This is a genomic window from Natronosalvus rutilus (genome assembly GCF_024204665.1).
GTDB classification, from domain to species: Archaea; Halobacteriota; Halobacteria; order Halobacteriales; family Natrialbaceae; genus Natronosalvus; species Natronosalvus rutilus.
Map to the genome: position 1 here is coordinate 2,610,452 of NZ_CP100355.1, position 23,562 is coordinate 2,634,013.

A 23,562-nucleotide genomic window follows, 5' to 3' on the forward strand; every position below is an offset into this window, starting at 1 on the left:
TTTGTGTAGCCCTCAACTACGAGTACGTATGGTGATCTCGCGCATACCGGTTCCGGGCTACTAACCGCATGCCCACCCCGATATGGAGTACAGGTTGGACGTAGCAGCGCTTGATTCCAGAGTAACCGCTACACTGAAAGCGGAAGGTAGGGGTCGCAGTGAATATGCTCCCTAACGAATAGAGGAAATCACAGAGGGATGAGCGCTTCTATGATCGTATTGGCCAAACTCCTCTGGTGATCATAACCACGGCAGTTGTCCGGAAGAAGTGTATAGAGGTGGCCTCTGGACGAATCTAGGAAGAGATCATGGAGTGGGCGGGTATCGGTCGAGATGGCGTCCAGGACAAAGGGAGGCATGAGCAGGAGAAAGCGAGTAGCCCGAAAAAGGGAGAAATCACGCTCTCAAAAAGTTCATAATCGGTTTCAGTCTAGCGTTTTCCGGGTTAGCAGTCACCAAGAAGAGAAACGCTACGAAGAGCGCCTCAGATCCATTCCACGAAATTGAATTCGCTGGTTTGAAGCCTTCTCTGGAGGGGTCTCACTTACCCACTCGAGTCGAACGGGTGGCCGATCAGGACATGTTTCAAAAGTTCATAATCGGTTTCCTGCTATCGGTTTTGGGTGTTAGACGACGCCCGAAATTCCGAATCGGTTGAGACACTTTCCGAGAAGGGAAACGCACCCAAGAGCGCGTCTCGAACCGGTTATGCACGTTTGACGCCTCGAGTCCTGCCTCTACGCAGCGAGTGCCGACCACGAAACGGACCTCGCTCACCCATCAGTCTCGGCAATCACCAGAATATACGTGAGTGCTCCCTAATCGCCTCGAGAGGTCTCCTACTCGACGATTAGGTCTCAAGCCATGCTCTCGAGGGCGATTCTCATCGTGCAACCGTTCCTAGACGATCTTCATAATCGGCCCTCGAAGAGAGACCATACCTACTCTTCCGGACAGAGAACCCGATTATGAGGTATCTGAAACGCGATTAGTACGTTTTGTTGTAATCCTCAGTAGAGAACAAGAGTTGTCTGGTGAATACAGAGGATGGACCTTGTTTAGACGCGATCGAGATCGGCACTAACGCATCGTTCTCAAAGTATGAAACCGTACTGTAAGGTGCTTACCACCGGATTCTGTTTAGCCAAAATAACTCCTGACCCGCTTACCCGAGAGCGTCTAAACAGGGCTCAGAGGATGAATGCAGCACGATGGCCCTGATTAGATCTCACATTTGGGTCAGAACCAGACGCCACATACGGCTGTAGATTTATCAAGACCGGAAGGCTTGAGAGACTATGAATCAATCAACAGTGAAACCCCTTCTATTGGGTATATTCGGATTAGTATCTATTGTTGCCGGTGGTTTCCTCCTTGCTCAAACAGAGACGATCTCATCAGGGTATGGGCGCCAACGACTAGTAGTCACTGGGGTTATTGCCGTTCTCCTGGGTGGCATATTGCTCTACGAAGGTATCGATAGATGAGTCTCCTGTACTGCCGTTCACTACTTCGGAGATCAAGCTAGATCTCGTGCAACATTCGCGCTATCTATTCAGCAGACACTGGGCGAACTACCGAACCATTGTCTCGAGGAGTGTACGAGATACAGAGGATGCGTTTAGCACGACAGCTTCACTTATTTTACACCGAAGTCAGTAAACTGGCGGTTCGGTAGAACTGCTTTGACATCGACGTTCTCGACTTCGTGGGCCTGGCAGTGTAGACAACCTGAGTTGCTTTCCTGAGATCAATGAAAGGCACCGAAGGCAGTGAATTAGATCAGAAGGAAGTTGCCCACTCGCGGACCGTGACCACTGCAGCAGGGACCGCATCTTCGACACGTATTAGATGGAATCCTGGTCGGCTGAGATAGTGGCGTGATCGTACTGCTTGCTCGACCTCACAGCCCACCGGCAGGCTTATCTAAACATGCAAGCGTATGGTTGCACGTTGTCTCGTGTCTTCCAACGACGACGTATTCCAGGCGCTGGCCGACAGTACCCGCCGGTTGATCCTCGAAGAACTGACAGACAACAGCGAGCAGACGCTCTACGAACTCTGCGTGCGCCTCACCATGGAGCACGACATCGACATGTCCCGGCAAGGGGTCAGCAACCACCTCGAGGTCCTCGAGGAGGCCGGACTAATCGCCTCGAGTCGTCGGGGCAAGTACAAGGTCCTGGAGTTCGCGGGCGCAGACCAAATCGAGGCGGTAGCGACCTGGCTAGACCGTCTAGCCGAGAAAAACACTGACACGGAAACTGAGAAAAGGTAACTACATGGAAATCACCGTAACGAGCGTACCCGTAGATGACCAGCAGAAGGCCCTGGAATTCTACACGAACGTCCTCGGTTTCGAGAAGAAGACCGACGAACCAGTAGGCGAAGCGAGTTGGCTAACCTTGGTCGGGCCAGACTCGCCCGACGGCGTTGAACTGCTCTTAGAACCCACAGAGAACCCAACGATTGACGAGGAACTCGAGGCATACCGCGATGCACTCGTCACCAACGGCATCCCCTGGACCATGTTCGGATGCGAGGATGTCGAGGCCGAGTACGAACGCCTGAGCGAGCACGGTGTCGAGTTTACTCAGGAGCCGATGACCGCCGGGAACGTTACGATGGCCGTCTTCGACGACACGTGCGGGAACCTCATTCAGCTCGTGCAGCAGTGAGCTGGACGGCGAAACCAGGCTAACTGAAACAAAATGTGGAACGTGCGCCTGGGAAGCCATGTGAGCGCGTATTCCGCGCTACAGCGGTACGATACTTGGAAGTGGGATTTCGAAAGGGTCGAGCGGTTCGTCTCGTCTGGAGTCCGTACCAGAAGAGGATCTGTGCTGAACGCGGCCAGTCAGACCTCCGCCGCCTGGAGGTCGCTCGCTCGAGCCCGTGCCTGGTCGATCACTGCAGGCCGGGCCAGGAACGAGATTACGACGTCGTCGTCGCCGTAGGTCACGTCGTCGACGCTGGCGTGGTCGTGGATCCAGGAGACGAGGCTCATCGTGTCGTCGGTCATCGGCACCACGAGGCGCTCGCGTTCCCAGTCGGGGAGTTCTTCGTCGATGCGCTCGAGCAACGCGTCGACGTTGCTCCCTTCCTGGGCGCTGACGGCGACCGGGTTCGGTGCCAGCGCCGAGAGTGCCTCGCGTTTCTCGGCGAGGTCCTCGTCGCTGACGCGGTCGATCTTGTTGAGGACGGTGACGATGGGCGCCTCGTTGCGCTCGTAGAGCGTGTCGTGACTGGTGACGAGCTTCTCGTGGATCTCCTCGACCGGTTCGCTCACGTCGACAACGAGCAAGACGAGGTCGGCCCGGTAGACCGAATCGAGGGTCGACTTGAACGACTCGACGAGCCAGTGGGGCAGGTCGCTGATGAATCCGACCGTGTCGGTCACGAGCACGTTCCGGGGCTCGATGTCCGCCCGTCGAGTCGTGGTCCCAAGGGTTGTAAAGAGTTTGTCCTGCGATTCGGCGGTAGCGTCGAGGTCCGGGTGGAGGTCCTCGTTCTCCTCGACCTCGAGATCTCGCGCCAGGCGTCGGAGCAGCGTCGATTTGCCGGCATTGGTGTACCCCGCCAGGGCGACGAGGTCGAATCCGGAGTCGCGGCGTCGTTCGCGTCGGTGCTCCTCGGTCTGCTCGATCTGGTCCAGTTCGTCCCTGATCCGGCTGATCTGGTCCTTGATGTCCTGTTCGCGGCTCTCGTCGTACTCCCCGAGCCCCATGAAACCGGGGTGTTCGTCCCGTTTGGCGAGGCTCGCCTTCGCCTCGACGCGCGGGAGTTCGTACCGGAGTTCGGCGAGTTCGACCTGCAGCTGGGCCTTCCGGGTCTGGGCGCGCTGGCCGAATATCTCGAGGATCAGCGTGAATCGGTCCATGACCGTGACTCCCTCGGGAAGGAGCTGTCCGAGATTGTACGTCTGGTAGGGCCCGAGCCGGTTGTCGAAGATGACCGTCTCGGCGTCGGCCCGCCGGACCGTCTCCGCCAGCTCGTTCGCCTTTCCCTCGCCTAGCTGGAGGGCGGCATCCGCCGTTCTGGTCTGGGTAACCTCGTCGACGACGGTGTACCCGGCCGCACGGGCGAGGTCCGAAATCTCCTCGGTGTCGGGCACGCCGGAGTCGACGCGTTTGGCGACGATCGCTCGTTCGTCCGCCGTCGCGTCCGCACTCGTCCGTTCGTGTGTGCGTTCGTTCATACGAGTAGCTGATCGTGGTCGATAGTGGCGTCGACGCGATTCGAACGCTCGAGTGGGCGCTCGGACGGACGCAGGAATGAGTGCTCGGACTGACACTCGAGTGAGCAGTCGAGCGAGCGCGCAAGTGAACGCTCGCGAACGCGGCCGACGAAGGCGTGCCTCGAGGCGCCGTCTCTCGAATCCGCCCAGTACCTGACCACGTCAGGGATGCCGGCCGGTCACCTCGGTTAGCTGGTCGCGAATCATACCTCACCTACGTCGGGAAGGGTCTTGAATGCGGTGGCGCTCGCCCGTCAGCGCGAACCGGCGCCGTTTTTACGGCCGCAGGCGGAAAGTCAGGTATGACGCTTCCGGCAGTACTCGAGGCCGCCGACGGGCCGAGAGCGGTCGACACCCACGCCCACCAGCCGACCAGCGAGTTCCTCCACGACGCGGGCGGGGAGATGATGCGCGACGCGGCCGACCGCTTCGGGGCCGACCTCGAGACCGACACCTACGAGCACATGATCGAGGAGTACCGCGAGGCGGGCGTCGGGCGGACGGTCCTCCTCGGGTGGGACGCCGAGACCAACACCGGCAATCCGCCAGTCCCCAACGACTACGTCGCCGAGGTTCGGGACACGTACTCGGACTTCTTCGTCGGCTTCGGCTCGGTCGACCCGCTCAAGGACGACTGCGTCGAGGAGGCGATTCGCTGCGTCGAGGACCTCGATCTCTCGGGATTCAAGTTCCAGCAGATTGCCCAGGGCTTCGATCCCTCCGACCCCGAACACGAGGAGCTATGGGCGACCATCGAGGACCTGGGCGTTCCCGTGGTCTTTCACGGCGGGAACTCGACGCTGGGGGCCTGCTCGCCCGGCGGCCGCGGCCTCAAGATCAAGTACGGGAATCCGATGCTGATCGACGACGTGGCGGCGAACTATCCTGAGTTACAGATCCTGATCGCGCACCCGGCGTTCCCCTGGGAACAGGAGCAACTGGCCATCTGCCAGCAGAAGGGCAACGTCTACATGGACCTCTCGGGGTGGATGCCCCGCTACATCGACGACCAGGTGCTCCACTACGCGAAGTCTCTGCTGAAGGACAAGGTCATGTTTGGCACCGACTACCCGATGCTCGAGCCCAGGCCCTGGCTCGAGCAGTTCGCCGAACTTGATTTCCCCGAGGACGTGCAGCGAAAGCTCCTCTGGGAGAACGCCGAGTCGTTCCTGGGCATCGAGTGAGCGCCTCGGAGAGGTGGGCGTACTCGACGAGCGAGAGCGTCGTGAACGGAAAACGACGATACCTCTCGAACTGAGAACGAGGACAACTGTTGTATGTGCGCTTCGAGTACGTGTGTTATGTTCGTGCCGTACTGGTCGTTCGGCCCCTCGATCGGCCGTTCGATCAGCCGCTCGCTCGAGCACGCCCTCGCCACCATCCCCGGCCCACCGGAACTCGAGATTGCCCTCTTCGTCCTGGTCGCGATGGTCGTTATTCCGGCGATCATGCTCGGACTCGTTCTGATGATCGTCCGACGACGAGCCCCGGGACTCGAGGAGATTCAGGCATCGATGGACGCCGAAGCAGACCACTCCGAGACCGACGCTCCCGCCGATCGTGACTAGCGGGATGGGATGTCAGCGCGGTCATCTCCAACTCGCCCTCGTCGTAGCGCCACTCGAACTGGAAGTCACACCGCCAGGACGGTGTCGACGACCAGCATCACCGAAAACCCGGCGAGGAACGCCATCGTCGCGGTATCGGCGTAGCCGTGGCCGTGACTCGAGGGGATGAGTTCGCGGAACACGACCGCGATCATCGCGCCGGCGGCGAAGCCCGCCGCAATCGGGAAGATGCCGGTGACGACCGCCACGAGAGCGAAGCCGACCGCGGCCGCGATGGGCTCGGGAAGGCCACCCGAGAGCGTGGTATAGAAGATCGTCTTCGGGGTGGAGACCCCGGCTCTGATGGCTGGAATCGCCATCGCGAATCCGTCGGGGACGTTCTGGACGGCGATGGCCGTCGCGATCGCGAGTCCCAGTCCCGCCTCGCCGCTGGCGAAGGCAATGCCCACGGCGAGTCCTTCGGGGACGTTGTGGATCGTGACGGTGGCGCCGACGAGCAACGCCCGCCGGCGGTCGTCGTCCATCGCCGCCCGTTCGGCCGCGGCCTCATCGCTCTGGAGCAGGGCAATCCCCTCCATTCCGCTGGCTTCGTCCCGGAACCCGGTGTTGATGTGGAGGTGGGGAAGCGCGGCGTTGACGACGAGCAAGAAGGCCCCGCCGGCGACGATTCCGGTGACGACCTCGAGCGGCGAGCCGAGGTTGAGACCGGGGATGATCAGCGCGAAGACTGCCGCGCCGACCATGACGCCGGCGGCGAATCCCAGCGAGCTGTCGTAGACGCTGTGGCTCACCCGGTCGGTGTAGATCGTCGGCAGCGCACCGATTCCGGTCGCACAACCAGCGAGCGTCGCGATTACGAGGACCTCGGGGAGCGTCGACATAGGTGTGATCTAGCGGGAACCGGCTGGTCTCAGTCGTTCGTCTCGGACGGTTGGTCGGAGTCGGACTCGAGATGCTGTGCGACGCGTTCGTCGATCACGTCGATCGAGATGCCGGCGTCCATGCCCCGATCCGCGTCGCCGAATCCGGCGCTGAGCACCCGGGTCAGAGCGTCTTCGACATCCTCGTCGAGTTCGGTGATGCGGTCGGTTTCGACCTCGATGACGAACCCCGTCGTGATGTTCGGCGAGGTCGGCAAGAAGAGCACTTCGCGGCCATCGTCGGTCTTCTTGCCCGTTTTGAACGCCGTCATCCGGGCGCCGTTCCAGGTCTCGACCTTGACTGGCTTCTGCAGCGATTCCTGCTCCCCGAAGGCGGTTTCGGCAGCCATCTTCGAGGCGTTATAGACGACCCGGAGGCCAGGCACGCGGTTGGCGACGTTGTCCAGGACGCGTTCGACCAGACCGCCGATGGTCGTTCGCATCAGGTACCCCATCGAGAGCGTGAGGATGATGAGCACCGTGAGAACGATGACGACCCGCAGGAACTGTGCGACCTGTTCGCGGGTTCTGGCCGCACCCTCGAACGCTCCGTCCGGAATGAGCCATCGGAGCACGTTGGCGTCGAGGATCAATTCCGGGGTGACCCCCGCGATGATCCCGTAGAGCCAGTAGAGGAGGTAGAGGGTGATGAGAATGGGACCGAGAACGACGAGGCCGCTCGCAAAGTCCCGCTTCCACGAGGTCATGTGCTGTGGGTCACACTACGGGGTTATCAGCCCTTCCCTTTACCGGTCGAGGATCGCCCGCAGGACGAAAAACAGGTTCTCCTTGCGTTCCATGACCCGTCGGTAGAAGTACGACTTCCACCGGCCGCCGTAGGGAACGTACTGCCACATCTCGTACTCCGCCGCGAGTTCCTCCTGGGCGTCCTCGCGAACGCCCATGAGCATCTGGAGTTCGAAGTCGGTCCCGTACTCCTCGTGGAGGTCGATTGCGTGCTCGATCATCGCCGGATCGTGACTGCCGACGGCGATGCCGTCCTCGAAGTGCTCGAAGGCGTACTCGAGCAGTTCCCGGTAGGCACGATTGACGGCTGCTTTGTCCTTGTAGGCGATTTCGGCCGGTTCGTCGTAGGCTCCTTTGACGAACCGAACCTTGCCTGGCAAGTCGGCGAGACGTTCGACGTCCTCGCGAGTCCGCTCGAGGTTCGCCTGCACGCAGACGCCGACGTTGCCGTCGTAGGTCGTCGTCATCGCCTCGAAGGCGTCGAGGGTGACGTCGGTCGTCGTGTGATCCTCCATGTCGATCCAGACGAACACGTCTCGATCTGTGGCCTCCGCGACGATTTCCTCGAGCAGGTCGCGAAAGACGTCCTCGCCCACGTCGAGGCCGATCTGAGAAGGTTTTACCGAGATGCAGGCCTCGAGGTTCGAGTCGCCGATGTCCGCGACGAGCGTGCGGTACTCGGCCGCGTCGGCCGCCGCCGGCGACCGGGAGTCGTAGTGTTCGCCGAGCAGGTTGACGATGGCGTTGATGTTCCGGTCGTTCAGGGTCCGCACGTGCTCAAGGGCCGTCGCGGGTGACTCCCCGGCGACGAACCGATTCGCGATGGGCGGGATCATAATCGAACGTGTGTCCCCCTCTTATTTGGCAGTTTGTGATTCGTCTTCGTTGAGGAATCGTCGCTTGCGACCGTTTTCGACGCGCCTACGACCGTCATCGGTCATCGACGCCTCCGGCTGGCGCGCGAGAACCACCAGCGGTTAAGAGCCATCGGCACATCGAGGGTGACATGGCAGTACTCGAGACGATCGTAGTCGCGTTCTGGGCGATGGTGCCCGCGTACGTGCCGAACAACGCGGCGGTGCTCGCCGGCGGCGGTCGGCCGATCGACGGTGGTCGAACCCTCAACAGTAAGCGACTGCTGGGCGACGGCAAGACCTGGCGTGGGACGGCGGTGGGGACGACGGTCGGCCTGATCCTGGCGGCGGTGTTGACGCTGATCGCCAGTGACGCGAGCGAGGCGCTCGGCTTCGAGGTGCCGACGTTCACGGCGCTCGCGGCGCTCGGACTCGCTGGCGGGGCGATGCTCGGGGACATCCTCGCCTCGTTTCTCAAGCGTCGAACGGGCCGGGACCGCGGGGCGATGTTCCCAATCGTCGATCAACTGGATTTCGTCGTCGTCTCGCTCCCGGTGACGGCCCTGCTCGACATCGACTGGTTTCTGTCCGTATTCACCTGGGAGGTCATCCTCGTCGTCGTCGTCATCACGCCGCTGTTGCACGTCCTGACGAACGTGATCGCGTACAGGCTCGGGTTGAAGGACGAACCCTGGTAGGCCGGTCCCGTCTCGCTCTTCGTGTCGGCCGCTCGAGTGCCAGCCTCGAGTTTCGACGTGTGAGTCAACTTCGAGTGCCGGCCTCGAGTGTTGCCCCTACGAGCCAACTCCGGACGGGTATCCGACCGCAAATGCATTCCTCGAGCTCCGGACACGCCCGATCTCGAGCCCCCTCGGCTACGAGCGCGCATCACATCGTTTATTTCGATTCGCCGCCCCATTGTCGCCAATGACGAACCAGGCACTCATCGACGCCCTTCGTGACGCCGACGCGGTTCGATACGGCGAGTTCGAACTCTCCCACGGCGGCACCAGCGACTACTACGTCGACAAGTACCTCTTCGAGACCGACCCACGCTGTCTCGAGTTGATCGCCGAGGCCTTCGCCGAGCGACTCGAGGCCAGGGCCGACGCGAAACTCGGCGGGGTCGCCCTCGGCGGCGTCCCGCTGGCGGCCGCGACGAGCGTCGCCGCCGGCGTTCCCTACGTCATCGCCCGGAAGCAGCGCAAGGACTACGGGACGGCGAACCTGATCGAGGGCCGACTCAAGGAGGGCGAAGAAGTCGTCGTCGTCGAGGACATCGTCACGACGGGCACGAGTCTGGTAGACGCGGTCGAGGCGCTACGCAGGGCGGGTGCGACCGTCGAGCGCGCGCTCGTCGTCGTGGACCGGCAGGAGGGTGGCCGCGAGAACGTCGAAGCCGCGGGCCTCGAGATGGAGGCACTGGTGACGGCGGAGGAGTTGCTGGCCGACCGCGACTGAGCGGTTCTCAAGCGGTAGTCTCGACGGGGCGTCGAAATCAGTTCAAATGCGATAGTTCCGATAGCTCGTTAGTCGGGTTTCGATGCCCGAACACACAGGAACGTCGGGTATTTTAACCGTTTCTCGTACGATTCTGGCTTTTTCTCTTTGAAGGACTCTCTCGGCTTCGGTTCGACCAGTTCGTCCAGGTGGAACCCAGTTTCGACGAGCGAGTTGACGACCTCAGAAAATGGCCGACGATAGAAGGGAACCTCAATGTCCTCGCCAGAGGCGGACCACGTCATTCGTTCCCGTTCGACGTCGAAGTAGTTCTCGGCTTCGAACGCAATGTACTCATCGACTGGATGTTGCGCCGAAAACACGAGGAATCCGCCTGGCCGGAGGATGCGAGCGAACTCCGCGAAGGGCTGTCGCCAGTCTTCGACGTAATGGAGCGAAAGGCCGCAGATGACACCGTCGAACGTTCCGTCGTCGGCGAACTCGAGAGGCTCCGTGATGTCGACCTGGCGAATTTCTGCTCGCTCGCCGATTCGTCGTCTTGCCTGTTCGAGCATCTCGGTGTTCCTGTCGACAGCGAGAACGTCCGCTCCCCGCTCGGCCAACCAGTCTGCGTACCGACCGTGTCCACAACCCGCATCGAGGACTCGTTTGTCCGCGACGTCAGGAACGAGTTCCGTCGTCGCAGGAAACTCGAGGTCGGCACAGTACGGGTTTTCTTCTTGCGTCTTGTACGTCTCCGCCAGTTTGTCGTATGCGTCCTCCACGGTAGGACTCTCATCGGGTGGCATGAACACGTTCGTGTGGCACCATTCGAAGTAATCGTTGTGATTCGATTTCGAGTCACTGGCCATCCGTAACGAGCATCGGCAACGAGGCTGGTAAATCAGCAGGCCGTCGAAAGAGACGGAAAACCGATATCGAACGCCCGATGTCGCTATTGCTGGCCGTAGGACTCGAACTGCTCGAGCACCGTCTCCAGTTGCTCGTCGGAGAGTCGCTGGGGCTCGAGGCCGGCCGAGCGCGCTTCCAGATAGATCCGGGCGAGGCTCTCGACGTGGGCCGTGTTCTCGAGGGCCGTCTCGAGGTCCGGCGCGGTGACGACGAGGCCGTGATTCTCGATGAGGCTCGCGGTAGCGTCGGCCTCACGCATCGCGGTGACGATGTTCTTGGCCAGTGCGTCAGTACCGTAGGGGGCGTACTCGGCGACTGGCACCCGCTTGCCGACGGCGACGATCATGTAGTGAATCGGCGGCAGGGGTTCGTCGGCGATCGCCAGCGTCGTCGACCACGGCGAGTGGGTGTGGACGATGGCACCCACGTCCTCCCGGCGGTAGATGGCGCTGTGCATCGGGACCTCACTGCTGGGTTTCATCGCCCCGTCGCGGTGCTCGCCGTCGACGCCGACGACCGGCACGTCGTCGACGTCGAACGCGTCGTAGGGGACGCCCGTCGGCGTGATCGCGAAGGCGTCGCCGTCGCCGCCGCGGACGCTCAGATTGCCGGTTCGGCCGGGAGTGAGCGTCGCGAGGTCGCTCGCGTGCTCGACCACCTGCTCGCGCTGGGTCTCGAGGATCACAGTCACAGTACCAGGTCTGTTAGGTCGCCGAAGTGATCTATCCTGTGGTCGGGGATTCGATCGTCTTTCGTTCGATCAGCTCCAAGGGGATCGGGGTCGCCCGGCTCCTCGCCCGCAGCGTCGAACAACACTGTCTCGAGACCGATCGCGTTTCCGCCGACGACGTCCGAGCGGATCGAATCGCCGACCATCACCGCATCGCTCGGGTGACACTCGAGTCGGGACAGCGGGTAGGTGAACATGACCGAGGCGGGTTTTTCCTGGCCAACCTCCTCGGAGGTCACGAGCAAGTCGATGGCGTCCGTGAGGTCCAACCGCTCGATCTTGCGCAGTTGAATCCGGGTGGTGAGGTTCGTGACGATTCCCACGTCAACGTCGGCTTCTCTGAACGCCGACAACGTCTCCTCGACACCCGAGTGGAGCGCCATCGCCTCGAGATACCCCTCCCAGTAGGCGTCGCCCAGGGCCAGCGCGTCCGACGGTCGGGGCTCGCCTGTGTGGCGCTCGAACGCCCGTTTGAAGTACAGCAGGCGTTCGTGGGAGGCAGCAACCCCCGCGAGGTCGCGTTTCACGTCGCGGCGGCCAGTCTGGTAGAACGCTTCGAACTCTGTTGACTCGAAGTCGTATCCACGATCGAGGGCAACCTCGTGGGCGGCGGTCTTTCCCGCCTCGTTGCACGGCGCGTAGGGGTAGAGCGTGTCGTCGAAGTCGAAGAGCACGGCGTCGACGGTCATAGGTGACCTGCTCGGGCATCGGTAAAACGCGTGTCGGTCGAACGGAGCGATCAGGGCGAAACCGCATCTGAACTCGAACCATAGCCGGGGAGTAATACGTTGATGGCCGCGACCACGACCCCCGCCAGCCCCATTCGAACGCCGGCAACGAGCCAGTTCTGTTTCGAGATCGATCCGAGATAGGCCCCGAAGACGAACAGCACGGCGACCCCGACACCGATAGCGGCGACCGTCGCCTCGAGCATCGAGAAGGTGACGCCCTCGGCGAGAAACGGACCTAGCGGAAGGAGGATCCCGATGAGCGGTCCAACGCCACTCGCGACGGCGTTGATCGACCGCGCACCAGCCTGGCGCTCCTGGACCCTCGTCCCCTCGAGGTCGGTCAGCATCGCCGCTTCGATGCGCAATAGTTCGGCGCGTTTCTCGGCGCGTTCGATCTCCCAGACGCTCCAGACGCCCGACGTCCCGAGGCCGACGGCGGCGCCGAGGCCAATCGCCACCACAGTGAGCCCGTCGTCAACGCCGGAGAGGTAGGACCCGACGACAACCCCGATGCTCGTCAGCGTCCCGTCGAAGCCGTTGGAGATGAAGTACCGTCTCGAGATTGATCGGACGTCTTCGCGCTGGAGCAATTCCCGAAGATCGGTCATCCTGCCGTCACCGATCCTGCGCCGTGTCGACCTGTTCGACGAAGCGCTCGCCGCAGACGACCTGATCGATCGAGTGAACGGTCCCGCCGAGGTCAGCGATGACCTCCTCGACGGTGTCGACGTCGATGTCGTCGCCCTCGATCGTGAGCTTCAGGGTCTGGACTTCGCGATCCGTCTCAATGAGTTCTGCGTTGACGCCCTGGACTCCAGCGTGCTCGGCGATCGTCGTCGTGAACTCGACCGTCTCCGAGTCGTGTGGCTTCAGGAGGTCTAGGACGAGCCGTCGTACCGGTACGGGCATACCCTCGTGTACACCGTGTGAGTCCTTAGAGGGCGGGTCCTTGTCTTCAGTCGTTCGGGAACTCCTTCTGGAACCCGCGGAACTCCGTCCGGTGGGCCTCTTCGTCGGCCAGGATCGTCACGGCGACGTCTTCGGTGACCGGGTCGTTCGCCTCGCCCGCCGCCTCGAACAGCGCGCGATAGGTCTCGATGGCGTCCTCCTCGGCCTCGAGCACACCCTCGATGACGGACTGGACGTCGGTCGTGTCCTCGGGTGGCTGGAGGCTCGACTGGCGGGCCTCGAACTCCATCGATCCAGGTGGGGACTCGTCGAGTTGCTTCAGTCGGTTGCCGAGCATCCGCGCGTGCTCGAGTTCCTCCTCGACGTCCGCCTCGAGGCTCTCTTTGACCTCCTCGGCGTGGACGCCGTCGAGGACGATCGCGTTCGTCAGGTAGTTCATCACGGTCTCGAGTTCGTCGATGTACGCCTTCGTCAGTAGTTCGGTGACCTCGTCTGCCATAGCTGGTTCTATCACGAACGCCCGTATAAAGCTGACACCGGCATCGCTCGCGGTCCAGCGTGGGGCCAGCATCGGGACGAAGTCGGAAACCCTGCCGGCACCGCCGTCCTTTATAGCCGTGCCGGACTGAGTTGCGGGTATGTCGAATCACGATCCCGGAACGGAGGACCCGCTTTCGGTCCGCGGCGTCGTCCCCCCGACGGTCACGGCGTTTCACGAGGACGAGTCGGTCGACTACGAGACCACGGCGGCCCACGCCCGGTTCGTCGTCGACGGCGGCGCCCACGGCGTGTTCCCGCTCGGGACGAACGGCGAGTTCCCCCTGTTGACCGCCGACGAACAACGGGGCGTGGTCGAAGCGGTGGTCGAAGAAATCGACGGTGACGTACCCGTCATCGCCGGCGTCGGCGCGCCGAGCACACACGAGACGGTCCAGCACGCGACCCACGCCGAGCGCGTCGGCGTCGACGGCGTGGTCGTCGTGACGCCGTACTACTACCCGGTCGACCACGACGCTGCCCTCCAGCACTATCGTCGGGTGGCCGAGGCGACGGACCTCCCCATCTACATCTATCACATCCCGAGTAAAACGGGGAACGCCATCTCGCGGTCGACCCTCGACGATCTGGCGAAGATCGACGGCATCGCCGGCCTCAAGGACTCGAGCAAGGACGTCCCGTGGCTCGCCCAGTCGATCGACGCTCACCCCGAACTGACATTCCTCTCCGGCTCGGACTCGCTGCTCTTCCCCGGCCTCGAGATCGGTTGTTCGGGCATGGTGAGCGCGGTCGCGAACGTCTTTCCCGAACTCGTGGTCGACCTCTACGAGGCCTACGACGCGGGCAACGAGGATCGCGCCCGTGAACTCCAGAGTCGCGTCTACGACGTCCGCGACGCGCTCAAGACCGGCGGTGCGTACATGTCGGGCGTCAAGACCGCGCTCCGGCTTCGTGGATTCGACGCAGGACCGCTCCGGAGTCCGCTGCGGCTGAAAGACGAGGCGAGTACGGCAGAACTCGAGGCCGAACTCAAGGCGCTGGATCTGCTGTAGGGGACTCGCTGGTTTCGTCGTCGGCCGTGTTCGTCGGAGGCTGGTTCGCTGCCGATCGACGGGAGGAAGAGGGGAACGAGGAACGCAAACCGGAGGCATTTTTTGCCGTTGCCACGGATCACGAGGCATGGAACTCACGGCCGAGCAGGAGGCGGTCAGGGACGTAGTGCACGAGTTCGCCCTCGAGGAGATCCGACCGACGGCGCTCGAGGCTGACGAGACGGAGACGTTCCCGGAGGACGTCTGGGACGGCCTCGCGGACATGGACCTGACGAGTCTGACGGTTCCGGAGGAGTACGGCGGGTACGACGCCGATCCGATCACCTACGCCATCGTCAACGAGGAAGTCGCCTACGGGATGCTGGCGGTGGCGACGGCGCTCTCGGTCCACTGTCTGGCGACCTCGTGTATCGCCACGTTCGCCGACGAGGAGCAGAAGGAGCGCTGGCTGCCGGAGATGGCTACCGGACGGCTGGTCGGCGCCTTCGCGCTCTCGGAGCCACACGCCGGGTCCAACCCGGCCGAGATGACGACTGAGGCCGTCAGAGAGGGGAACGAATACGTCATCAACGGCGACAAGCAGTGGATCACGAACGGCCAGCGAGCGGGCGTGATCGTCCTCTTCGCGAAGACCGACCGGGGCGACCCCTCGACGGTCACGCAGTTCCTGGTGCCCGCCGACGCGGACGGACTCACCGTGGGCGAGAAGGAGGACAAACTCGGGCTCAGGGCGAGCGACACGACGGGCCTCCACTTCGATGACGTTCGAATCCCGGCCGAGAATCGGCTGACTGAGGAAGGACGGGGCCTCTCTGCGGCCTTCGAAATCCTGACCGGCGGCCGCATCGCCATCGCCGCCCAGTCAGTCGGGCTCGCCCAGAGCGCCCTCGACGAGGCCATCGCCTACAGCCAGGAGCGCGAACAGTTCGACCAACCGATCGGCGACATCCAGTCGATCAGGCACAAGCTTGCGGAGATGTCGACCAGAATCGAGGCTTCCCGCCTGCTCACCCGGGAAGCGGCCCGCAAGCGAGCGGCGAAGGAGGGCGATGCCGCGATGATCGCGAGCATGGCGAAGTACTTCGCCAGCGAGTCGGCGATGTTCGTCACCAACGAGTCCGTCCAGGTCCACGGCGGCTACGGCTACGTGACCGAAGGCGAGGTCGAGCGTCTCTACCGGGACGCCAAAATCACCGAAATCTACGAGGGGACGACCGAGATACAAAAGAAGATCATCGCTCGTCACCTGCTCGAGTAGTTCTCGAGTTGCCCTCGAGGCGTTCCTCCAGCGTTCTCGAGTAGCCTTCACAGCCCTCGGGCCGTCTTCCTGGCGTTTCCGAATGGCCGTCGAGTACCCCTCGAGCACCCCTCGAAACACCGTTCTCCATCCGGGGTGCCGGCGGCGACCGAAGCCACTATCGCCCTGTCGTTCCTTTCGTCGTTCGTGAACACCGACGGATACGACGCAGTCGTCTACGACCTCGACGGGACGCTCGTCCACCTCATAGTCGACTGGGCCTCAGTCACCCGAGACGTCCGCGAGGTGTACCTCGCGGCGGACGTCGACCCGCCGGAATCCAACCTGTGGTCGCTGTTGGCCAGCGCGCCCGACGTCGGACTCGCGGCCGAGGTTGAGGCGACGATCGCCGGCCACGAACGCGAGGGTGCGCGCCGATCCACGCGACTGGCTCACGCCGACGACCTCGAGAAGCGGGCCGAGTACGTTCCCGTCGGCGTCTGCTCGCTCAACTGCGAGGCGGCGTGTCGGATCGCCCTCGAGGAACACGCGCTCGCGTCGGCCGTCGACGCTGTCGTCGGACGGGACTCCGTCGAGACACGAAAACCTCACCCGGACCCGTTGCTCGCAGTGATCGACACGCTCGAGTCAGTACCCTCGCGGACGCTCTTCATCGGCGACTCTCAGCGCGACGAAGAGACGGCGAACCGAGCAGGTACGAGATTTCAATACGTCGACGGTCGGTAGCCCTCGAGGCGGCGGTTTGCGCAGAGGGAGGTCGGCAAAATACGGATGGGAAAGGTCCAGACAGCCTACCGACCCTGCACCCGCTTCGCGTAGGCGAAGACGGCGAGCGCGGTGAAGACCCAGACGACAGCGCCGACCCGGATGGCGAACTCCGCTCGAGCGTTCCACGTCGGCAGGTCGACAGTCGTGGACGCGAGGGCGACGAGCGGGGCACCGACCACGATCGTCGTGACGAACGTGACCTGCATCACCCAGCCGTAATCGACGCCCTCCGGGGAACTCGTCTCGACGCGTTGAGGCACACGCGGACATCTCGAGTGAGCGGGCTTAACGATACTGGCTTTGACCGTCGTTCCTGGCCCGTGAGAGAGGGCCAACGCCTTCATGTACTGGTAGAAGAGTGACTCCGGTATGGAACAATGCTGCCGGCGGAGGACGGATGACTGACCTCCATTCCGTCTACGTCGGAGCGTTGCTCGTCGCAGCAGTACTCTCGGTCGGTGTCGTCGTCTACGCCCTTCGGAAACGGCGCAATCGTCAGGATCGACTGGCGGTCACACTGGCAGTTATGATGTCGATCACCTGTGCCTGGAGCGTCGGATCGCTGGGGGCGCACCTGAGCGCAAGTGCGTCAGCGACGTGGTTTTGGTTCGGACTGAGCAACGTCGCGACGTTCGCGTTGCCCGTTACCTGGACCGTCTTTGCCGCTCACTATGCGGGCTACGACCGACACGTCACTCGGCGAACGATCGGACTGTTGGCCGTCGTTCCCGCCCTCACGTTTCTCACGATGGTGACGAACGGGTTTCAGGCTGGTTCCTGGCCGACGCCAGACTCGTCAGCAGAAACGCTCACGTTGCCCACACGTCCGGCTGGGCGTACGACATCCACCTGATTTACGCTGGGATTGCGCTGGTCGGACACGTCGCGTACACATCACGTCGCGTGTACCGGAAACAGGCGGTAGCGATCGCCGCCGCCGTCGTCGTTCCCCTCCTCACGAACGTCTTTTACGTCCGAATTGCCGGGGCCGAATCGGTCAACTGGACGCCCGTCGCGTTCACGATTACCGGTGTTGCCGTCGCCGCGGCCATCTTTCGCTATCAGTTGCTCGATATCGTGCCGGTCGCCCGGGAATCAGTCGTCGAGACGATGCGTGACGGCGTCATCGTGCTCGACGGACAGAGGCGCATCGTCGACGTGAACGCGACGGCTGAGTGTATGCTCGAGGGTCCCGACTCCAACCCCGACGCCGGCCTCGTCGGCGCTTCTGCCGACCGAGTCCGACTCGGCACCGAAACTGTCGAAACGGTCGTCGAAACCGGCCGTGGCGAACTCGCTATCGAACGGGCGGGAACCACACAGCACGTAGCTATTCGAAGCGAACCGATCACGACCGGGTCGGACGCCACGCTGGTGACGATCCAGGACGTGACCCACCGACGATGCCACGAACGCGAACTCGAGCGGACGAACGCTCGCCTCGACGAGTTCGCGAGCGTCGTCAGTCACGACCTCCGGAACCCGTTGAATATCGCGGCCGGGTATCTCGACATACTCGAGACGTCCGTCGACGAGGACGGTCGAGAGACCCTCGACATCGTTCGAACGCAACACGACCGAATGCAGGCAATCATCGACGACGCATTGACCCTGGTGCGGGAGGGATCGACCGTCGACAAAACCGAGACCGAGACGCTGTCGCTCGAGGCCGTCGCCCGCGAGGCCTGGGACGGCGTCGACACGGGTGCGGCGACGCTGACGGTCGTCGACGATCGGCCGCTCGAGGCTGATCGAGATCGGTTGCTTCGAGCCCTCGAGAACCTTTTTCGGAACTGTGTGGAACACGCCGGACCGACGGTATCGGTCGCAGTCGGCTCGAGCGACGGGCTTCTACGTCGTCGACGACGGACCCGGAATTCCGCCGGAAGAACGGGAACGCGTGTTCGATTCGGGGTATTCGATCGGGGCAGATGGAACGGGCTTCGGACTCTCGATCGTCACCCAGATCGCCGACGCACACGGCTGGACCGTCGAGTGCAGCGACCGCGGGCGAAACGGGTTCGACGGCGCCTGCTTCGAGTTCTCGGTTCGGAACTCGGCCGACCGTCTCGGGCCCGCTCTGGCCCAGAAACAGTGACGTTTACTCGCTCGAGGGCGACCGTCGTGGTATGCCAACGGTTCGTGACGTTCGCGAGAAAGCCGGAACGGAACCGATCACGATGCTCACCGCCTACGACGCGCCAACGGCCGGCATCGTCGACCGGGCCGGCGTCGACGTGATCCTCGTCGGCGACAGCGTCGGTAACACGACCCTTGGGTACGAGACGACGCTCCCGGTGAGCGTCGACCAGATGGCCAGCCACGTCAACGCCGTCTCCCGCGCAACCGAGGACGCCCTCGTCGTCGCCGACATGCCGTTTCTCTCCTTCGGCGTCAACGAGAAAGAGAGCCTCGAGAACGCCGGACGCATGCTCAAAGAGGAAGGCGCCGAGGCGGTCAAACTCGAGTCGGGGCCACACACCGTCGACCTCACCGAGAAGATGGTCCAGCTCGGCATCCCGGTAATGGCTCACCTCGGGCTGACCCCCCAGCACGTCAACCAGTACGGCGGCTTCCCCCGCCAGGGAACCGACGAGGAGTCCGCCCGAGCGATCGTCGACCTGGCCCAGGCCCACGAGGACGCTGGCGCGTTCTCGCTCGTCCTCGAGCACGTTCCCTCGAACGTCGCGGCGCAGGTCACGGAGGCAATCGACATCCCGACGATCGGTATCGGCGCGGGCCCGGACTGTGACGGGCAGGTGCTCGTGTTCCACGACGCGGTGGGACTCAGCGAGTGGAGTCCCTCGTTCTCCAAACAGTTCGGAAACGTCCGCGAGGAGATGGAATCGGCCGTCGAGGGCTACGTCGAAGCCGTCGAGGGCGAGTCGTTCCCCGCGGAAGAACACAGCTACGAGCAGTCTGACCTGGATCGGATCTACTGAGTTCGCACTCGAGCCCGTTCGTCACACCTTACGGCGCGGCTCCATTGCCCGGTTAATAGGCAACGGCGATCAGTCGTCCGCCGACGCCACCACCTGCCGTTCGTCTTCGTCCTCGAGCAACCGATCCAGCGCGTCGACCATCGCCTCGACGCTCGCCCGGGTGATATCGGCCTCGCTCCGGGCGACCGTCACGCTACGGTCGTCTCGAGCCATCATGACCTCGACGGTGACGACCGCGTCCGTGCCCCCGGTGACGGCGTCGACGTGGTAGGCCTCGAGATCGGCGTCCGCGGCGGATCCGATCGCTTCACGAACGGCGGAGACGGCAGCGTCGACGGGACCTGAGCCAGTGCCGGAGGCGATGCGCTCCTCGCCAGCGACCGACAGGCGAACGCTCGCCGTGGGCACTGCGCCGCCACTGGTCGCGTTCAGGTCGAGCAGTTCGACCGTCCGGTCGCGGTCGGCGCCGGTGACGTCCTCGGCGATCGTGAGGAGGTCGGCGTCGGTCACCCGCCGCCCGCGGTCGCCAAGTTCGGTCACTCGAGTGGCGATCGTCCCGACCTGCTCGTCGGTCGCGTCGACGCCGTGTTCCTCGAGCGCGGCCCTGACGCCGGCCCGACCGGTGTGCTTGCCGAGCGCGAGTCGGCGTTCTCGCCCGACCGTCTCGGGAGGATAGGGCTCGTACATCCTATCGTCCTTCAGGGTGCCGTCGGTGTGGATGCCGCTCTCGTGGGTGAACGCGTTCTGCCCGACGACGGCCTTGTTCGGCGCCAGTTCGACGCCCGTCGCCCTGGCGACGCGCTGGGCGAGGTCGTAGAGTTCGCTCAGTTCGACCGTCTCGACGCCGTAGACGTGCTCGAGCGCGATGGCGACCTCTTCGAGGGCAACGTTCCCGGCACGCTCGCCGAGTCCGTTGACCGTGCAGTGAACCAGGTCGGCCCCCGCGGAGACGGCGGCGAGCGCATTGGTCACGCCCAGCCCGAGGTCGTCGTGGGTGTGGGCGCTGACCGGCCCGAGTTCGGCCAGGCGGGAGACGGCCGCGGCCGTTCGCTCCGGACCCGTGTGGCCGACGGTGTCGGCGAAGCAAGTCCGGTCAGCACCTGCCTCGAGGGCGGTCTCCATCAGGGTCTCGAGGTAGCCCAGGTCGGCCCGTGAGCCGTCCTCGCCGATCACCTCGACCCAGAGGCCGTGGTCCGCAGCGTACCCGACCAGGTCGGCGGTCGTCTCGAGGACGTCCTCGCGGGTGCTGCCGACTTTCCCCTCAACGTGGCGGTCGCTCGCGGGCACGACGAGGTGGACGCCGTCGACGTCGCACTTCAGGGCGAGGTCGACGTCGTTCCTGACGCCGCGGCAGAAACTCGTCACGCGGGCCTCGAGGCCGAGGTCGGTCACGCGCGAGATGGCTTTGCGCTCGCCAGCACCCGTACAGGCGCTCCCGGCCTCGATGACGCCGACGCCGGCACGCTCGAGGGCGCGGGCGATCTCGACTTTTTCGTCCGGCGAGAGAGAAACGCCGGGGGCCTGTTCGCCGTCTCGGAGGGTCGTATCCAGCAGTTCGACGGACGTGTCCGTAAGCGGGGTAGGTGGACGGGTCATTGGGTCGGTTGAAAAGGCGTTATCGGCGAATTTCGCGGCCAGCCGGGTCGCCCCGACTTCCTCTATCCTCTGACGGTGAGAACGAGTCTCGTGTCATTGTATCTCAGCCGTGGCCCCATCGGTGGTTAAAGGCGCCGGTCACGGCACTACCTGCCAATCGTCGCTGGCGGGCTGACTCGACGGCGATCAATTTCGGCCGGAATTAGCCTCGAGAACCAGTTTTTCACCGGGTTCGACGGCTTCGGCGGCGCCCGCCGGCAACTCGAGGATGAGGTCGGCTCGATCCCTGGCGAATCCCCGCCAGGGTCGGAGAGTTTCCACCCGCTGGACGACGCCGTCCGCGACCCAGATCACGTCGAGCGGGACGAAGACGAACAGCATGTGGATGTCGCGGGTTTTCGCCCGGTCGAACCGAAAAGCGATCGCGTAGTCGTCGGGGAGCGAGCGACGAAACATCAGCCCGCGAGTCTGCTTCAAGAGGGAATCGGCTGTGTCGACGGTCGTCGCGAGCGTCCGCATCGCACCGTCGGGGTCGTACACGACTGACACAATCTCGAGTGGCGCCGGCAGGGTAAAAGGCGTGTCGGCACCGAGCGGGCACAGACCACAGATTCAACTTCGCTCGAGCGTACACAGGGGTATGGAGAAGACGCCACGGGGCACCTCGGTCGGTGTCGACGACCCCTACGCGTTCGCCGGCGTCTGCGATCACCTCACCAGCGACGGGAAGTGCCGATACGCCTTCGATTACTACCAGCACGACCCCGAGTTCGCCCGCGAGCGAGCAGAGGCCGACTACGTATGCGTGGTCGCCGATGCGGAAGGCGACTGTACCGGGTGTAGCGGTGCGAACGAGCCGACGTCGGACGTGAGCGATGGTATCGACGAACTCAACGCAAGCGATCACGGCGACGGGAGCGACGCGAGCCAACCCTCCCCCTGGGCCGCGTGCCCCCACTTCCGGTCCCGGACCACCGAACGCGAGTGCGCTCGCTGCGGCCTCGAGGAACGCCGGCTCGGCCAGGTTCCCGACGAGTCGATCATCTCCGGCGAGCGCCCGCTTCTCGAGGAACACCACCTGTCCTACGCTCGAGACGGCGAGACCGTCGGTCACGAGATTACGATCTACCTCTGTCGGTGGTGTCACGCGAAGGTGCACAACTCGTGGGCGCGGATCACCGACGACGTCGCCCCCGATCCGGAAGCACTCGCCGAACGCGAGGGTCGCCGGTCGCTCGAGCAGTCCGAACTCGGGTTCGAAACCGCGGCAGACCGCGCCAGCCGCTCGAACGAAGAGCGCTAGAATTCTAGAATCGGTCGCCGTTCGTGATCCACTGCCGGAGTAACGGTTTTCCCCTTCGCGTGCCATGGTGTGGTATGGTGGTTACTACCCAGCGTGACGACGCCACCTGGTACGAGTGTGAGGAGTGCGGCCTGTTGTTCGACCTCCAAGACGACGCCGAGAAACACGAACGACACTGCGACGCCGAAGGCCCGTCGTACATCCAGTGAGTTCACTCACAGCCAGCAGCGACGCCGTCGCCTACTCCTGGAGACCCGCTCGAGCGCGGTGCTCGGCGGCTCGGTTCTCGGCTTCCTCGAGCGTGTGCGTCGCCTCCCAGCGCACCCGGTCGGCGCTCTCGTAGGCGAGCGCCGTCTTGAGTTCGTCCCGGAGGACGCCCGAGTCGACCGTTCGAACCTCGCCGTCCGTGTCGCCGAGTTCGTAGACTCCCGGGCGATCCGGCGCCCGTGCGACGGTCGAGCGCTCAAGGGGTCGCCACTGTTTTCGTAGCGGCATCACTCGGACCCGTGTTGCTCGTCCTGCTCGTCTGGCCCGCCTCGCTCGTCTCGTTCGTCTGGCCCGTCTCCCTCGACCAGTTCGTATGCATGCTCGCTCATTTCGTCCTCGGCGAAGACGAACACCCGACCGTCGACGACGTCGTGATCCGCCTCGACGCGAACGGAGTACCCCTCGGTCGTTACGGTAACTCCGGGAAACAGTTCCTCCTCGTCCGTCGCCTCGAGCATGACTCGCCCGACGCCCGTCGCCTCGAGGATGTCCTCGTGGGTGTTTCGATCGTTGACGTAGGTCATCACACCCTCGACGCCGTCGGGATCGGTGACCAGGACGTGCACCTCTTTTCCCGGCGGGGACCGAACGCTTCCCGCCTTCGGTTCCGGGACGCCGTTGTAGAACGTCTCCCGTCCGTCGAGGTAGCGAACGACGACGCCGCCGTCGACCAGTTCGACCGGTAGCGTGCTCGGGGCGACGTTGCTTCGCGTGCTCATACGCACCTCTTTGTGGCAGACGGCAAAAGCACCACGGACTGCCCGTGGCTCGAGGGCGGTACGATGGCGCTGCTACCGGCGACGCACGATGGTGCTGATACCGACCGATAC

Annotated in this window: 29 protein-coding genes; 14 read left to right on the forward strand and 15 right to left on the reverse strand. The window is 63.5% G+C overall.

Going from position 1 to position 23,562, the window contains the following annotated elements; translation table 11 throughout:
- The first annotated feature begins 1,960 nt into the window (after window positions 1-1,960).
- A complete protein-coding gene (locus NGM29_RS12450) occupies window positions 1,961-2,278 on the forward strand; it encodes an ArsR/SmtB family transcription factor (RefSeq protein WP_254156570.1) in 318 nt (105 codons plus the stop codon).
- Window positions 2,279-2,282: 4 nt separating this feature from the next.
- Complete coding sequence (locus NGM29_RS12455) at window positions 2,283-2,678, forward strand: VOC family protein (RefSeq protein WP_254156571.1); 396 nt, start codon at window positions 2,283-2,285, stop codon at window positions 2,676-2,678.
- 179 nt (window positions 2,679-2,857) lie between these two features.
- On the opposite strand, the gene hflX is transcribed toward NGM29_RS12455, so the two are convergent.
- Window positions 2,858-4,198 carry a GTPase HflX gene (gene hflX / locus NGM29_RS12460; RefSeq protein ID WP_254156572.1) on the reverse strand — a complete coding sequence of 447 codons (1,341 nt, stop codon included), beginning with the start codon at window positions 4,196-4,198 and terminating at the stop codon, window positions 2,858-2,860.
- 341 nt (window positions 4,199-4,539) lie between these two features.
- Between hflX and NGM29_RS12465 the strand changes: the two genes are divergently transcribed.
- Complete coding sequence (locus NGM29_RS12465; RefSeq protein ID WP_254156573.1) at window positions 4,540-5,421, forward strand: amidohydrolase family protein; 882 nt, start codon at window positions 4,540-4,542, stop codon at window positions 5,419-5,421.
- Between the two features lie 117 nt (window positions 5,422-5,538).
- Window positions 5,539-5,805: a hypothetical protein gene (locus NGM29_RS12470; RefSeq protein ID WP_254156574.1), complete on the forward strand. Its 267-nt coding sequence runs from the start codon at window positions 5,539-5,541 to the stop codon at window positions 5,803-5,805.
- A gap of 65 nt (window positions 5,806-5,870) precedes the next feature.
- On the opposite strand, the gene NGM29_RS12475 is transcribed toward NGM29_RS12470, so the two are convergent.
- The 3 genes from NGM29_RS12475 to NGM29_RS12485 are packed head-to-tail and all read right to left on the reverse strand — an operon-like array spanning window position 5,871 to window position 8,308.
- Window positions 5,871-6,686, reverse strand: a complete 816-nt coding sequence (locus tag NGM29_RS12475) for a ZIP family metal transporter (protein ID WP_254156575.1) — start codon at window positions 6,684-6,686, stop codon at window positions 5,871-5,873.
- A 29-nt stretch (window positions 6,687-6,715) separates the two neighbouring features.
- Entirely contained in the window at window positions 6,716-7,432 is a 717-nt protein-coding gene (locus tag NGM29_RS12480) for a DUF502 domain-containing protein (protein WP_254156577.1), read from the reverse strand.
- Between the two features lie 39 nt (window positions 7,433-7,471).
- Window positions 7,472-8,308: a proline dehydrogenase family protein gene (locus NGM29_RS12485; protein WP_254156579.1), complete on the reverse strand. Its 837-nt coding sequence runs from the start codon at window positions 8,306-8,308 to the stop codon at window positions 7,472-7,474.
- A 170-nt stretch (window positions 8,309-8,478) separates the two neighbouring features.
- Between NGM29_RS12485 and NGM29_RS12490 the strand changes: the two genes are divergently transcribed.
- Both NGM29_RS12490 and pyrE read left to right on the forward strand, forming a co-directional pair.
- Window positions 8,479-9,024 (forward strand): CDP-2,3-bis-(O-geranylgeranyl)-sn-glycerol synthase, encoded by a 546-nt coding sequence (locus tag NGM29_RS12490; RefSeq protein WP_254156581.1) that lies wholly within the window; start codon window positions 8,479-8,481, stop codon window positions 9,022-9,024.
- Between the two features lie 229 nt (window positions 9,025-9,253).
- Complete coding sequence (gene pyrE / locus NGM29_RS12495) at window positions 9,254-9,787, forward strand: orotate phosphoribosyltransferase (protein ID WP_254156583.1); 534 nt, start codon at window positions 9,254-9,256, stop codon at window positions 9,785-9,787.
- Window positions 9,788-9,855: 68 nt separating this feature from the next.
- Here the strand turns inward: pyrE and NGM29_RS12500 are convergent, their stop codons facing one another.
- The 6 genes from NGM29_RS12500 to NGM29_RS12525 form a co-directional block, all read right to left on the reverse strand.
- Entirely contained in the window at window positions 9,856-10,575 is a 720-nt protein-coding gene (locus NGM29_RS12500; RefSeq protein WP_254156584.1) for a class I SAM-dependent methyltransferase, read from the reverse strand.
- 146 nt (window positions 10,576-10,721) lie between these two features.
- Window positions 10,722-11,363, reverse strand: coding sequence for a ribulose-1-phosphate aldolase (locus NGM29_RS12505; protein ID WP_254160549.1), 642 nt, complete (start codon window positions 11,361-11,363; stop codon window positions 10,722-10,724).
- Window positions 11,364-11,365: 2 nt separating this feature from the next.
- Window positions 11,366-12,097: a ribulose-1,5-bisphosphate 5-phosphatase gene (locus NGM29_RS12510; protein ID WP_254156585.1), complete on the reverse strand. Its 732-nt coding sequence runs from the start codon at window positions 12,095-12,097 to the stop codon at window positions 11,366-11,368.
- Window positions 12,098-12,147: 50 nt separating this feature from the next.
- Window positions 12,148-12,747, reverse strand: coding sequence for a VIT1/CCC1 transporter family protein (locus tag NGM29_RS12515; protein ID WP_254156586.1), 600 nt, complete (start codon window positions 12,745-12,747; stop codon window positions 12,148-12,150).
- Window positions 12,748-12,754: 7 nt separating this feature from the next.
- Complete coding sequence (locus NGM29_RS12520) at window positions 12,755-13,048, reverse strand: DUF211 domain-containing protein (RefSeq protein ID WP_254156587.1); 294 nt, start codon at window positions 13,046-13,048, stop codon at window positions 12,755-12,757.
- 46 nt (window positions 13,049-13,094) lie between these two features.
- Entirely contained in the window at window positions 13,095-13,547 is a 453-nt protein-coding gene (locus tag NGM29_RS12525) for a ferritin-like domain-containing protein (protein ID WP_254156588.1), read from the reverse strand.
- A 139-nt stretch (window positions 13,548-13,686) separates the two neighbouring features.
- Here NGM29_RS12525 and NGM29_RS12530 point away from each other — a divergent pair, with 139 nt between their 5' ends.
- The 3 genes from NGM29_RS12530 to NGM29_RS12540 all read left to right on the forward strand — a co-directional run bounded on the left by NGM29_RS12530 (window position 13,687) and on the right by NGM29_RS12540 (window position 16,582).
- Window positions 13,687-14,598, forward strand: coding sequence for a dihydrodipicolinate synthase family protein (locus NGM29_RS12530; protein ID WP_254156589.1), 912 nt, complete (start codon window positions 13,687-13,689; stop codon window positions 14,596-14,598).
- A gap of 127 nt (window positions 14,599-14,725) precedes the next feature.
- Entirely contained in the window at window positions 14,726-15,856 is a 1,131-nt protein-coding gene (locus NGM29_RS12535) for an acyl-CoA dehydrogenase family protein (protein WP_254156591.1), read from the forward strand.
- A gap of 186 nt (window positions 15,857-16,042) precedes the next feature.
- Window positions 16,043-16,582, forward strand: a complete 540-nt coding sequence (locus NGM29_RS12540) for an HAD family hydrolase (protein ID WP_254156593.1) — start codon at window positions 16,043-16,045, stop codon at window positions 16,580-16,582.
- Window positions 16,583-16,647: 65 nt separating this feature from the next.
- Here the strand turns inward: NGM29_RS12540 and NGM29_RS12545 are convergent, their stop codons facing one another.
- Window positions 16,648-16,884 (reverse strand): DUF5822 domain-containing protein, encoded by a 237-nt coding sequence (locus NGM29_RS12545; RefSeq protein WP_254156595.1) that lies wholly within the window; start codon window positions 16,882-16,884, stop codon window positions 16,648-16,650.
- A gap of 137 nt (window positions 16,885-17,021) precedes the next feature.
- Here NGM29_RS12545 and NGM29_RS12550 point away from each other — a divergent pair, with 137 nt between their 5' ends.
- From NGM29_RS12550 to panB, 3 genes are read left to right on the forward strand one after another with little or no spacing between them, the layout of a single operon-like run.
- Window positions 17,022-17,477 carry a histidine kinase N-terminal 7TM domain-containing protein gene (locus tag NGM29_RS12550; protein WP_254156597.1) on the forward strand — a complete coding sequence of 152 codons (456 nt, stop codon included), beginning with the start codon at window positions 17,022-17,024 and terminating at the stop codon, window positions 17,475-17,477.
- 17 nt (window positions 17,478-17,494) lie between these two features.
- Entirely contained in the window at window positions 17,495-18,865 is a 1,371-nt protein-coding gene (locus NGM29_RS12555; RefSeq protein WP_254160552.1) for a sensor histidine kinase, read from the forward strand.
- The gene (gene panB, locus NGM29_RS12560; RefSeq protein WP_254156598.1) at window positions 18,754-19,566 is read left to right on the forward strand and encodes a 3-methyl-2-oxobutanoate hydroxymethyltransferase; all 813 of its coding nucleotides are present in this window, start codon (window positions 18,754-18,756) and stop codon (window positions 19,564-19,566) included. Before NGM29_RS12555 ends, panB begins: the two co-directional genes overlap by 112 nt.
- 69 nt (window positions 19,567-19,635) lie before the next feature.
- Here the strand turns inward: panB and NGM29_RS12565 are convergent, their stop codons facing one another.
- Entirely contained in the window at window positions 19,636-21,162 is a 1,527-nt protein-coding gene (locus tag NGM29_RS12565; RefSeq protein WP_254156599.1) for a (R)-citramalate synthase, read from the reverse strand.
- A 186-nt stretch (window positions 21,163-21,348) separates the two neighbouring features.
- Window positions 21,349-21,681: a DUF192 domain-containing protein gene (locus NGM29_RS12570; RefSeq protein ID WP_254160553.1), complete on the reverse strand. Its 333-nt coding sequence runs from the start codon at window positions 21,679-21,681 to the stop codon at window positions 21,349-21,351.
- 121 nt (window positions 21,682-21,802) lie between these two features.
- Between NGM29_RS12570 and NGM29_RS12575 the strand changes: the two genes are divergently transcribed.
- Window positions 21,803-22,465 carry a DUF7097 family protein gene (locus NGM29_RS12575; protein WP_254156601.1) on the forward strand — a complete coding sequence of 221 codons (663 nt, stop codon included), beginning with the start codon at window positions 21,803-21,805 and terminating at the stop codon, window positions 22,463-22,465.
- Between the two features lie 74 nt (window positions 22,466-22,539).
- Window positions 22,540-22,674, forward strand: coding sequence for a DUF7128 family protein (locus tag NGM29_RS21175; RefSeq protein WP_256548163.1), 135 nt, complete (start codon window positions 22,540-22,542; stop codon window positions 22,672-22,674).
- 31 nt (window positions 22,675-22,705) lie between these two features.
- Here the strand turns inward: NGM29_RS21175 and NGM29_RS12580 are convergent, their stop codons facing one another.
- Window positions 22,706-22,960 carry a DUF7508 domain-containing protein gene (locus tag NGM29_RS12580; RefSeq protein ID WP_254156603.1) on the reverse strand — a complete coding sequence of 85 codons (255 nt, stop codon included), beginning with the start codon at window positions 22,958-22,960 and terminating at the stop codon, window positions 22,706-22,708.
- Window positions 22,960-23,451, reverse strand: a complete 492-nt coding sequence (locus tag NGM29_RS12585; RefSeq protein ID WP_254156605.1) for a DUF5796 family protein — start codon at window positions 23,449-23,451, stop codon at window positions 22,960-22,962. Before NGM29_RS12585 ends, NGM29_RS12580 begins: the two co-directional genes overlap by 1 nt.
- Between the last annotated feature and the right edge of the window lie 111 nt (window positions 23,452-23,562).